Below are 12,237 nucleotides of genomic sequence, written 5' to 3' on the forward strand. Positions count from 1 at the left end.
CCTCCCAAGGCTTGCTTTGGAAAAGGGACAGCCTGTCTGGAAGAAGGGGTGTATGAACTTGAGCCTATCCACTCCGAGGAGAAAGGCTGGGAGATAGGAATCGGGGAAAAGGGCAAAATCAGCAGTCTTTGGCACCGCCTAGGATCGTGTCTCCACGATCCGAAAGTTGGGATAAGAGAAGGAGAGCAAAAACTCGAGTCCTGTTCCATCTATCCAGTGACCAGCCATAGAGCTGATGGTACTCCGCTGTTTACCCGACTCGCTTTTCTCAAGTTGATGGAAAGGCTGGAGCGGGAATGGGAGCGTGGGGAAATCGTGGAGTTACAGATTGTATCTGATCAAGTTCCTTATGTATTGGAATCATGTCTGGAACGGAGCTACTGCTAAGTCTGGCGGGGGTGGTGACTATGATGTTACTTTCAATAATCGCTTACTTTCTCAGGTTGCTGATCGAGGATACCCGGCAGCTGAGGGATGAGTTGGCCAAGTTGAAAGAGCTGTTTTACCGCCTGGAGGCCGAACAGGCCTTGATAAAGTCAGTCATGAAGCCAGCCCGAAGCCCACCTGCTCATAAGAGAGCACGAAGGCTATGACCTCCCAAAAACAGAAATGAACACCGGACATCGGTCATCGAACAACCAACAACTAACAACTAAGAAGAATGAACCTACTAACAGAAGTAAAAAACCGGGCCACCGCCCCCACACCGCCCTTTTTCCAGATGGTGAAGAAGGCAGGATTGATCATCGCGGCTATAGGCACAGCTGTACTTACCGCACCTGGGAGTATTCCCGTTATGCTGCTGACCTATGCAGGATATGCAGTTACGGCAGGGACAGTACTGGTCACGATCTCTCAACTGACCGTCGATGACGGTGCGTTTGAGAAATTGTTGAAGAAATAGAAATGATCTGAATTTCGTATCAACCGGAGGGGATATTTCTCTCCGGTTTTTTTTGCCCCATAATCGGGTAGGGGCGAATCAACATTCGGCCATTTGGAAAAGATACCTTCGATAATCAAAAATATGTAACCCTCAAACTAACAGGATTATAATTCTACGGGCGCGTGGGGAGGCTGAAATAGCGGGCCAGGCGGCTGGCCTTGCGCGTAGAAGCATTATTTCAGCAAGACTTTTGGATACTTTTGGTCTCAAAAGTATCAGGGAAAATAATATTCACATTAGCTCTTCCAGTTAATAGAGAAATTGAAGATAGAATTTACAATAATGAAAATACTTTTATCCTTTCTCCGACATTCATGTTTCACGAAAGGCTGAAAAATAGAGATTACCACAGATAAAAACCAAATATTATCCGTTTCCATCTTGCTGGCAAAACGCCTTCTTTCCAAATGATGATTGTGGGCCAGCGCTGGTGAATGAATATAATCCTTTATCCCAGGGTTAAAACCCTGGGCTACCCACATTGCATACCTACGGCATGCTGTCTAAAAATAGGATTTCTATCCATTTTAAATTCTTAATTATCTCATTTAAAATTCCTTCTAAGACTTCGAGTCCTGACACACTGAGCGTAGTGGAAGTGTCAGCATGCTTCCTCGTTAATGGCCTAATGGCAGGAATTCATTCATCCCAAATAATAATTTGATAAGATTACAACCAATGCTAACTAAAAAACCCTATCCCTAAAAACTCATCCCTAAGGTATTTAAACCCTATAATCAATACCTTACACAAAAAATAACATAGCAAAATACAGTATCATGTATATGAAAAATTAGTTGAAAAATGAGTACAAAAACTACTCACTTTCTTATCTTTGCTGACGGTAATGCGTGTAAAAGTGAATAAAATTTGAAATTCGGCATTATTTGAGCCTTTTTGTTTGAAAATTTGCAATGAGGGCTTTGAATAGCCGATTCAAGAAAATACTGAGAAATTGTAATTCCTGTAGTCAGTTGGATGAAGTTTTATATCTTCAGACTTCTTTCGCAATGGGACTGAAAGGGCGAAGCTGTGGGGATTTTATCACGTATTGTATGAATTTTATTAGCTATCAACTCTATTAATACTTTAACCAATCTTTTATGAAAATTGCAGTTGTAGGTACCGGTTATGTTGGCTTGGTATCAGGGGCATGTTTTGCAGATGTAGGGATAGAAGTCACTTGCGTAGACATAGACCAGAAGAAAATAGACAACCTGAAGCAAGGCATCATGCCTATCTACGAACCAGGGTTGGAAGAAGTGGTAGTCCGCAATTATAAAAGTGGAAGACTTAAATTCAGCACGGATCTGGGGGAAGCTATACAGGGAGCTTCAGTGGCTTTTATAGCTGTAGGAACACCTCCTGGGGAGGATGGTTCGGCGGATCTTAAATATGTACTTGCGGTAGCCGATGAGATTGGTGCCAAAATGACTGATTACATAGTAGTGGCGACCAAGAGTACAGTACCTGTCACTACAGGGGAGAAAGTACGTGCCGCCATTAAAGGTGCCTTGGACAAAAGAGGGTCGGACTTACCTTTTGCAGTAGCCTCAAACCCTGAATTCCTGAAAGAAGGTGCTGCAGTGGATGACTTCCTGAAACCGGACAGAATTGTGATCGGGGTGGATGACACGCGTGCGGAAGAGATTATGAAGCGTCTTTACAAGCCATTCCAATTGAGCGGAGAGCGCATCATCTATATGGATATTCCCTCTGCTGAGATGACTAAATATGCTGCAAATGCGATGCTGGCTACCAAGATTTCATTTATGAATGATGTGGCTAACCTCTGCGAGCTGGTAGGTGCCGATGCCAATATGGTGCGGAAAGGCATAGGATCAGATCCTCGAATCGGGAATAAATTTATCTATCCTGGGGTAGGCTATGGTGGATCCTGCTTTCCTAAGGATGTAAAGGCCATTATCAAAACAGCCAAGCAGTATGGCTATGACCTACGGGTACTTCAGGCTGTGGAAGATGTAAATGATGATCAGAAGCATGTACTTGCCAATAAGGTGAAAGCCCATTTCGGTGAAGATCTCACTGGAATGACCTTTGCTATGTGGGGACTTAGCTTTAAGCCAAATACCGACGATATGCGCGAAGCTCCTGCTGCCGTGATCGTGGATGAACTTAGGGCTGCCGGTGCTACGGTCAAAGCTTACGACCCTATTGCTATGGAGGAAGCCAAAGCGCATTACCTGTTTGATAAAGTAACCTACTGCAAGGATGCTTATGATGCCTTAGTGGATTGTGATGCCCTACTGTTGGTCACCGAATGGTCCGAATTCAGGATTCCAAGCTGGGATGTAGTGGGTAAACTCCTGAAGAACAAGGTGGTGTTCGATGGCAGAAATATCTACGATAAAAAGTATTTGGCTACCTTGGGATTTGAAACCTATTCAATTGGGAGTAAATAATTAAGTTTGGAAGTTGGAGGTTGGGAAGTTAGAAGTCGGGAAGTTGGAAGTCGGGAAGTTGGAGGTTGGGAAGTTTGATGACTTATGCACTGCTTGTTCTATTTTCCACCCATTAACTTGTTTAACTATTAACATTTAACCATTACCCCTTTACCCTTTACAACTCTTATCTATGACCATTTTTAACGTAGTCCTTTCAGGTGGAGTAGGTTCCAGACTATGGCCTCTTTCCCGCAAAGCCCAACCCAAGCAGTATTTACCAATTTTCGCAGGAGAAACCTTGTTTCAGCATACCATAAGCAGAAATTCAGGTTCCTGTGATGAAGTAATGGTGGTGGGCAACTGCGATAATTACGAGCTTTCCAGAAAGGATCTGGGGTCTGCGGGCGTGGCTGATTATGTGGAAATAATCGAAGCCTGTCCCAGGAATACCGCCGCTGCCATTGCTTTTGCGGCATTCGCGGCCCAGCCGGAGGATATTCTTTTTGTAACTCCCTCTGATCACCTGATAGAGTCAGATGCTTCTTACCAGAAAGCGGTGGAAAGAGCTATCCAACTTGCGAAAGAAGGAAATATAGTGACCTTTGGATTGAAGCCTACCAGACCTGAAACAGGTTTTGGGTATATAGAGGCTGATGGTGAAGAAGTAAAGGGATTTCGTGAGAAGCCTAACCTGGAAACTGCCGAAGCATTCTTGAAAAGTGGTAATTTTTTCTGGAATTCAGGCATGTTCTGCTTTCAGGCAGGAGTTTATCTGGAGGAGCTGAAGGCATTTGAACCTGAACTTTATCAGGCTTCCAAAACGGCTTATGAAGCTGCGGAAGCTGGGAAACTGGATTTTGATCTATCCATGCAGATTCCTTCCATTTCTGTGGATTATGCGGTAATGGAAAAAACGAAAAAAATTAAGGTAGTTCCTTCTGAATTTGCCTGGTCTGATATGGGCTCCTTTGAATCCATCTACGATCATTTCAAGCAGCAGGGCCACCAAGTGGATGGGCATGGCAATATGGTAATAGGAACCAGTTTACATACCGAGTTTTTAGGAATGAAAAATACCCTTCTTATACATACCAATGATGCTATACTGGTTCTGAAAAAGGATAACGCGCAGGATGTGAAAAAGGTGTACGAGAGGCTGGAGAAAGAAAAACCGGAGTTGATCAATTGAGGGGTTAAGTGGTTAAAAATGTTAAATGTTAATCGTTAAAAGTTAAGGGTTAAATTGGCTGTTATCACATCTTTTGAAGATTTAGATAGTTGGAAATTGGCTCGAGAGCTTTGTTTAAAAGTTCGTTTTTTAACTAAGAAAGAATTATTTTCAAAAGATTTTAGATTTTGCGGACAAATTAATTCTGCTGCGGGATCTATTATGGATAATATAGCTGAAGGTTTTGAAAGAGATGGTAATAAGGAATTTATCAACTTTTTATATATCGCTAAAGGATCAAATGGAGAGGTTAGATCTCAATCCTATAGGGCTTATGATGCAAGCTTTATTGATGCCTCTGAGCATAATGATATTCTGAAAACAACGGAAATTATAAAGTATAAAATCCAAGGACTAATTCAGGTACTTAAAAACAGTGGAGGCAAAGGTTACAAGTAAAATTCGTTTCAAAGTATTAAGATTTAACACCTTAACATTTAACTTTTAACCCTTAACCTTTAACAACATAACTACAAACACTTAGCTATTAACGCAAATCATTATTTAGTCAAAGCAAATGGATAAATCGAGCAAAATATACATCGCTGGCCATCGTGGGATGGTAGGATCCGCTATCTGGAGAGCCCTGGAAGCAAAAGGATACAGCAACCTGATAGGCAAAACTTCGAAGGAACTGGATCTAAGAAACCAGACTGAAGTTGCCGATTTTTTCGCCACTGAAAAGCCTGAGGTGATAATTGATGCAGCTGCAAGGGTAGGAGGTATTTTAGCCAATAATAATTATCCCTATCAGTTTTTGATTGAAAATATGCAGATCCAGAATAACCTGATTGACTCTTCCCTGCAGGCCGACGTGGAGAAGTTTATATTCCTGGGTTCATCCTGCATCTATCCTAAACTGGCGCCTCAGCCACTAAAGGAAGATTACTTATTGACCGGTCCGTTGGAGCCTACCAATGAATGGTACGCCATAGCCAAGATCACAGGCGTAAAGGCATGTGAGGCAATAAGAAAGCAATTTGGGAAGGATTATATTTCCTTGATGCCTACTAACCTGTATGGTACCTACGATAATTTTGATCTGAACACCTCCCATGTACTTCCTGCCATGATCCGAAAATTTCATGAGGCTAAGGAAAACGGAAATACCCCGGTGGAACTTTGGGGATCCGGAACTCCAATGCGGGAGTTTCTTTTTGTGGAAGACCTGGCAGATGCAGTAGTATATGCATTGGAAAATAAGTTTCAGGATAACCTATATAATGTGGGAACAGGCACAGACCTAACCATAAAGGAATTGGCCGAAATCATCCAAAAAACTGTAGGGCATACCGGGGAAATCATTTGGGATGCCAGTAAGCCTGATGGAACACCAAGAAAATTGATGGATGTATCCAAGATGGAAAGCGCAGGCTGGAAGGCCACTGTAGGATTGGAAGAGGGGATTAAGAGAACGTATGAATGGTTTTTGGAAAATCAGGACACGTTCAAGCAAGTGAAAATCTAAAGGTTAAAAGTTAATATGTTAAATGTTAATTCCACGCATTTAACCCTGAACGTTTAACGTTTAACGTTTTAACCTTTAACGCTTAACGCTTAACGTCTTAACCTTTAACTTTTTAACCCATAAAATTTAATATCATCAACATAATTCTCAGTGATCTCTGTGGCTTCTCAGTGATCTCTGTGGTATAACAAAACAATAACATATGAAAACTGCATTAATCACTGGTGTCACTGGGCAGGATGGCTCGTACTTAGCGGAGCTTTTATTGGAACAAGGATATATGGTTCACGGGATCAAACGTAGAGCTTCTTCCTTTAACACCCAGCGTGTGGATCACCTGTATCAGGATCAACATGAGGGTTCTGTAAATTTCAAAATGCATTATGGTGACTTGACTGACTCCATGAATGTGATCCGTATCATTCAGGAAGTGCAGCCGGATGAGATTTACAATTTGGGAGCGATGAGCCATGTAAAAGTATCTTTTGATTCTCCTGAGTATGTGGCGAATGTGGATGGTATTGGTACGTTAAGAATACTGGAGGCAGTACGAATCCTTGGATTGGAGAAGAAGACCAGAATCTATCAAGCTTCTACTTCGGAGTTGTACGGTGGGATGCCTGAAAACAAGAATCCAGCTGGCTTCTACGATGAGAGTTCTCCATTCTATCCTAGATCACCTTATGGTGCAGCAAAGATTTACGGTTTCTGGATCACAAAAAATTACCGTGAAGCTTATAATATGTTTGCTTGTAACGGTATACTTTTCAACCACGAGTCTCCAAGAAGAGGGGAAACTTTCGTAACCCGTAAGATCACAATGGCTACCGCTGCCATTGCTATGGGTATGCAGGATTGTCTGTATTTGGGTAATCTGGAATCCTTGAGAGACTGGGGACATGCTAAGGACTATGTAAGAGCAATGTGGCTGATCTTGCAGCAGGAAAAGCCGGAGGATTATGTGATTGCTACGGGAGTTACTACCAAGGTGCGTGATTTTGTGCACATGGCATTTCAGCAAGTAGGCTTCACTATCCGTTGGGAAGGAGAGGGAGTAGACGAAGTGGGGATTTTGGATTCAGTGGATGCGGAAAAATACAAAACTTCAACTGGTGTCACCCTGAGCGAAGTCGAAGGGTCAAAAATTAACGTTGGAGACACTTTAATCAAAGTGGATCCTCAGTATTTCCGTCCTACAGAAGTGGATTTGCTGTTGGGAGATCCTACTAAATCCAAAACCAAACTAGGCTGGGAGCCTGAATATGACTTGGCTGGCTTGGTTGAAGATATGATGCGTTCCGATATCAAATTAATGCAGAAGGATATGCATTTGGTTAAAGGCGGTCATGAGGTTTATAGACAGGCGGAGTAGAAAAGATATTTTTTTGACACATATACCTCTTAATAAAGTCTATGAGAGGTATATGTGAATGATGTTTTATGAAGAAATTAATATCATAATGAATATAAATACTTATATAGGCAGCATTCATAAGTATTTTATGGATGAGTAAAAAAGTTAGTTTACTTCGTCTTTCAGGTGTCTACATGCTGGGAAATGTTGGATCAAAGATCCTTTCTTTTGTTCTAATATTTTTCATGACATATTTTTTGTCCAAGAGTGAAATTGGACAATATGATCTTATATTAACAACCATTTCATTGATAGTGCCTTGTGTTTCCATTTTAATTGATTCAGCTTTGTTACGTTGGTTATTAGATCCACAACAAGAAGGGCGTCACGAGATTATATTTCAAAACATTTATGGATTTCTTTTTCTAAATATATTTATTTATAGTTTAGGATATTGGGTTTTTGCATACTTTATAGAATTTGAATTAAGTTTTTGGATCTATTTTTATTCTGTTTTAATGATTATATATCCAACCATGCAACAAACCTCAAGAGGATTAGGTAAAAATAAACTATACGCAAGCACTAGCGTTATTTATTCTTTATTATATGTCTTTTTTACTTGTTCGATTTTATTTTTTTTTAATTTAGGAGTTAGAGGAGTATTAATGGCTAATATTGCTTCTCTCATAATAGTTATTAGTTGGTTATTTTTAGAGAATGGATTGTTAAAATATATAAAATCTATAAGATTAGATAAATTTATTATATTTGAGTTTCTAAAATATTCACTTCCCTTATTGCCAAATACTTTAAGTTGGTGGTTAATTGGTTCATCTACAAGATATGTTATACTTGCTTACTTAGGTAGTGATTATAATGGTCTCTTTGCTATTTCATTTAAGTATCCTACAATTTTACTTATTTTAGCTAATGTCTTTACGCTGGCTTGGCAAGAAAAAATAATTAGAACTATTGATAAAGTCGATGCTGAAATAGAATTCACAAAAGTATTAAATAATTACGTTAGTCTTTTAATGGGTTTAATTATAATATTGAGCTCAACGTCTAAAATAATTATTGGATTTATTGATGAGAGTTACTATGAAGCCTGGAAATATATCCCTATACTTTTATTGGCTGTATGTATTCAGGCTTTTTCATCATTCTACGGGGCTGCTTATCTTCGTGAGAAGAAAACAAAGGCAATATTTACATCTTCATTGGCTGGTGGCTTAGTTACAATTGGATCATCTTTTTATCTAGTTAAATTTGGGTTAAACGGCATTAGTCTGTCTATTTTGCTTGGTTACGTAATACTTTTGGCTTTTAGAGTTATACATTTAAAAGAATTTATGAATGTAAAATTCCCTATTTCAAAATTTATTCAATTATTAATATTTTTTATTATTATAACCGGTTCGCTGTATCTAGAACAATCTTGGACTTTAATGTATGGATTAATAATTGCATGTTTAATATTTGTATGTTATAACTATACTTTTATATTTGTTCCCTTAAAAAATAAATTATTAAAATTATGAAAGATGTAAAATATGCAGTTATGGGCTGCTCACGGGATATTACAAATGTTGGTGATTTTGTCCAGGCTATTGCCGGCAGACAATTTTTGCCTAAAGTTGATATGTATTTAGATCGGGATCTTGATTTAAAGAAATATGACGGAGATCCAGTTAAAATGATTATGAATGGCTGGTATATGCATAAACCTGAAAATTGGCCACCTGCTGATAATATTGATCCTTTACTCGTTTCTATGCATATTAATGCATCTGTTTATGATAAAATGACAACAGCTGAAAGTTTGGCTTATTTTAAAAAGCATGAACCTATCGGGTGTCGTGACAAGGGAACTATGAATTTACTCCAAAAAAATGGTATTGATGCTTATTTTTCTGGATGTTTAACTTTAACCTTAGGTAAAACATATGTTAGAAAGGAAGATAATGTAACCGATGAAGTATTGTTTGTCGATCCATTATTTCATTATTGGTCTTTAAAGTCAATGTTGCTTGATTATAAAAAACTCGGTAGTAGGATTCGAAGAGGTAGATTTTTTGATTTCTCACTAAAGAAAAAGGTATTTAAGGAAAACTTTACAGATGAAGTTTTAGATAAAGCAATTTTTCTAGATCAAATGATTCCTAAAACTAATATTGAAAATAATTTTGAAATTGCTGATAAATATTTAAAACGACTGTGTAATGCAAAGCTTGTTGTTACATCTAGGATTCATTGCGCACTGCCTTGTTTAGCAATGGGAACTCCAGTTGTATTCCTTAACGGTGGCTTTGGCGGATACAATAATCAATTTAATAGTAGATTTGACGGTTTAATTGACTTTTTTAATCGAATCGATATAAATGATGAAACCAAAGTTATTTCTCGCAATTTCAACTTCGAAGGTAAAATCGGTCTGAATAATATTCCGGTAAATAATATCGTTCATAAGCCATTTGCAAAAGAGTTATTTTCAAAGGCGGAATCGTTTGTTAATAACAGTTTGTGATGGTGGACAGGAACCTAATCATTTTAACAAGAAGATTTCCGTATTTTAAAACTGAAGCATTTCTTGAATCTGAAATAGACTTTGTATCTAAGAAATTTAATAAAGTTTACATATATCCAAGCGAAATTAATTATGAGAAAAGAAATTTGCCAGATAATGTAATTGTATGTGAAGATTTTTCCTTCAAATTTCAAAATAAATCTCAAAGGATTTTTAGCACATTATTTTCTAATATTTTCTGGAGTTCTTTGTTGGATCAAAAAAAATCTTTAAAAGGTATTTCGGATTATATTTTACTATTTAAGTTTATTTCTAATGCATTAGTATACTATAATTATTTTGATCAAAATCCCGTTCTTAATGGCTCATCTATTGTTTATTCTTATTGGTTTAATGCTGCACCTTTTGGAATGATTAAATTGAAGATTAAAAATTCATTATCTTTCAAAATTATAGCGAGAGCCCATCGGTACGACATATATGAAGGATTACCTTCTACTCCTCGTTTTTGGCCATACAGAGATTATGTATTAAAAAATATTACAAATGTTTTTAGTATTTCTTCCGATGGTAAAAAATATATTGAAAGTAAGTATACTGGTTTGCCTAATGAGAAAGTGGGTATCTCAAGACTTGGAGTATTAGATCATGGCATTTTATCCACTAGGTCAAAATCAAAATTGGTTACTGTAATTTCAGTCTCGCGCATAACACCAATGAAGAGAGTTGATTTTATTTTTAGTTGTTTAAATGTTTTTGCTATTAATAATCCTGATTTGTCTATAAAGTGGATCCATTTCGGGGATGGTGAACTCTATAAGAGTGTTTCTGACATTTCTTCTAAATCATCCATTAATCTTTTTGTGGATTTGCGTGGAGCTGTTTCGAATAGAGTAATTTATGATTTTTACTCTACTAATTCAGTTGACTTATTTATTAACCTAAGTTTATCTGAAGGTATACCTGTATCTATTATGGAGGCTCAGTCTTTTGGAATACCTACTATAGCAACAGATGTTGGAGGTAATAGTGAAATAGTTAATGATCAAAATGGGGCTCTGATAGATCCGTTTCTTTCTGAAATTGAAGTTAGCGAAGTAATATCAACAGTTTTGTTTAAATGCATCGAACCCTTAATTGTTAAACAATCTTGGAAAAATAACTTTGATGCTACAATAAATTATACTGCTTTTGCTAATACACTATCTAAATTATAAGCGACAATGAATGATAAATCTATTTTATATATAGTTGCCACTCAATATGATAATATGGGTGACCTTTTAATTAATAAGTGTTTAATTGATTTGCTTTCCGTTAATCGAATAGTCTATTTAGATTGTAAAAATGTTCCTGAAGATTTTAAGAATATATTATTAGAGAGTAAAAATGTTAAAGAATTCTCCACTATTTCTAAATTTAGTTTAAAAGGTCTTGGATTAATTTTTATTCCTTTTAGTAATTTTGGGTTTTCACATATATTTAAAAGCCCTGGTCCTTTTGGTGGGGCTAAAAATCTTAATGATAAGATTCGATATTTACTTTTTTATTTTATTTACAAGACATTTCACTTAAAACATACAGAACCAGTATTAATTGGAAATGATTTAATTATTGATTCTGCTTTTGATAAGTGGTTTTGGAATAGATTATCTTCTTTTATGTCAAATATCTATGTTAGAAGTCACCTTAATTTGAAGGTTTTTAGTGATAATGGTATTCGTGCGAGTTATTCCCCTGATATGTGTTTTTTATTAAGCAATGCATCTAAAGTTAGGAAAATGGAAAAGAATAAGATTTGTATTTCATTTAGGGATTTAAATGAATCCATTTATGAAAGGGAATTGATTGAGTCTTTACAAATAGCAATAAACTATTATTCTTTGTTAAACTATAGTATTGAATTTTTTTATCAAGTTTCCAGAGATAAGGATTTTAATAAAAAATTATATAATTTATTTGCAAATAATTCTAACATTATTTTTAGGGATGAAGTTTTAACTTGGAGCGAAAGAGACTATTATAGCGAATTTGATTTTGTTATTAGTAACCGACTACATGTTCTTTTATTGGCTCAATGCAATGGAGTAATTCCAATTGGGCTTATTAATAATAATGTTAAAACTAACAAGATTTCGAATATATACAGCTCTATTGGCATGGATAATCACATTTTTTATTCAATAAATACCGATGATTTAGATTCATTTGTTATTAATAAAAATTTAATCAGAGAACAAATTATTTCAATAAATAAAATTCAACATGATCTTATTATCGATAATATAGATTATATATTGTCATAA

Annotated in this window: 11 protein-coding genes; all 11 read left to right on the top strand. The window is 36.8% G+C overall.

Annotated elements, in window-relative coordinates; all coding sequences use genetic code 11:
• A partial coding sequence (locus AACZ73_RS06135; protein ID WP_339876364.1) for a hypothetical protein occupies positions 1–387 on the top strand: 387 nt, incomplete at its 5' end.
• A 274-nt stretch (positions 388–661) separates the two neighbouring features.
• Positions 662–904: a hypothetical protein gene (locus AACZ73_RS06140; RefSeq protein WP_339876366.1), complete on the top strand. Its 243-nt coding sequence runs from the start codon at positions 662–664 to the stop codon at positions 902–904.
• Positions 905–2,049: 1,145 nt separating this feature from the next.
• Positions 2,050–3,369 (top strand): UDP-glucose/GDP-mannose dehydrogenase family protein, encoded by a 1,320-nt coding sequence (locus AACZ73_RS06145; RefSeq protein ID WP_339876368.1) that lies wholly within the window; start codon positions 2,050–2,052, stop codon positions 3,367–3,369.
• 172 nt (positions 3,370–3,541) lie between these two features.
• Entirely contained in the window at positions 3,542–4,540 is a 999-nt protein-coding gene (locus tag AACZ73_RS06150; RefSeq protein ID WP_339876369.1) for a mannose-1-phosphate guanylyltransferase, read from the top strand.
• Between the two features lie 54 nt (positions 4,541–4,594).
• Positions 4,595–4,978: a four helix bundle protein gene (locus AACZ73_RS06155; protein WP_339876371.1), complete on the top strand. Its 384-nt coding sequence runs from the start codon at positions 4,595–4,597 to the stop codon at positions 4,976–4,978.
• A 118-nt stretch (positions 4,979–5,096) separates the two neighbouring features.
• On the top strand, positions 5,097–6,047 hold the full coding sequence (locus AACZ73_RS06160; RefSeq protein ID WP_339876372.1) for a GDP-L-fucose synthase: 951 nt from the start codon (positions 5,097–5,099) through the stop codon (positions 6,045–6,047).
• A 202-nt stretch (positions 6,048–6,249) separates the two neighbouring features.
• Positions 6,250–7,419, top strand: a complete 1,170-nt coding sequence (gmd, locus tag AACZ73_RS06165) for a GDP-mannose 4,6-dehydratase (RefSeq protein ID WP_339876374.1) — start codon at positions 6,250–6,252, stop codon at positions 7,417–7,419.
• 134 nt (positions 7,420–7,553) lie between these two features.
• On the top strand, positions 7,554–8,945 hold the full coding sequence (locus AACZ73_RS06170) for a polysaccharide biosynthesis C-terminal domain-containing protein (RefSeq protein WP_339876375.1): 1,392 nt from the start codon (positions 7,554–7,556) through the stop codon (positions 8,943–8,945).
• Complete coding sequence (locus AACZ73_RS06175) at positions 8,942–9,931, top strand: polysaccharide pyruvyl transferase family protein (protein ID WP_339876376.1); 990 nt, start codon at positions 8,942–8,944, stop codon at positions 9,929–9,931. Before AACZ73_RS06170 ends, AACZ73_RS06175 begins: the two co-directional genes overlap by 4 nt.
• Positions 9,931–11,148, top strand: a complete 1,218-nt coding sequence (locus AACZ73_RS06180) for a glycosyltransferase (RefSeq protein WP_339876378.1) — start codon at positions 9,931–9,933, stop codon at positions 11,146–11,148. The genes AACZ73_RS06175 and AACZ73_RS06180 overlap by 1 nt, the downstream gene beginning before the upstream one ends.
• A 6-nt stretch (positions 11,149–11,154) precedes the next feature.
• Positions 11,155–12,237, top strand: a complete 1,083-nt coding sequence (locus AACZ73_RS06185) for a polysaccharide pyruvyl transferase family protein (RefSeq protein ID WP_339876380.1) — start codon at positions 11,155–11,157, stop codon at positions 12,235–12,237.

The organism is uncultured Algoriphagus sp. (assembly GCF_963974835.1).
Classification (GTDB): domain Bacteria; phylum Bacteroidota; class Bacteroidia; order Cytophagales; family Cyclobacteriaceae; genus Algoriphagus.

Bases quoted from the DNA above. Each gene is read 5' to 3' on its own strand.
- AACZ73_RS06180 (WP_339876378.1), top strand. From the start codon at position 9,931: ATGGTGGACAGGAACCTAATCATTTTAACAAGAAGATTTCCGTATTTT.
- AACZ73_RS06170 (WP_339876375.1), top strand. From the start codon at position 7,554: ATGAGTAAAAAAGTTAGTTTACTTCGTCTTTCAGGTGTCTACATGCTG.
- AACZ73_RS06145 (WP_339876368.1), top strand. From the start codon at position 2,050: ATGAAAATTGCAGTTGTAGGTACCGGTTATGTTGGCTTGGTATCAGGG.
- AACZ73_RS06160 (WP_339876372.1), top strand. From the start codon at position 5,097: ATGGATAAATCGAGCAAAATATACATCGCTGGCCATCGTGGGATGGTA.
- gmd (WP_339876374.1), top strand. From the start codon at position 6,250: ATGAAAACTGCATTAATCACTGGTGTCACTGGGCAGGATGGCTCGTAC.
- AACZ73_RS06140 (WP_339876366.1), top strand. From the start codon at position 662: ATGAACCTACTAACAGAAGTAAAAAACCGGGCCACCGCCCCCACACCG.
- AACZ73_RS06175 (WP_339876376.1), top strand. From the start codon at position 8,942: ATGAAAGATGTAAAATATGCAGTTATGGGCTGCTCACGGGATATTACA.
- AACZ73_RS06150 (WP_339876369.1), top strand. From the start codon at position 3,542: ATGACCATTTTTAACGTAGTCCTTTCAGGTGGAGTAGGTTCCAGACTA.
- AACZ73_RS06185 (WP_339876380.1), top strand. From the start codon at position 11,155: ATGAATGATAAATCTATTTTATATATAGTTGCCACTCAATATGATAAT.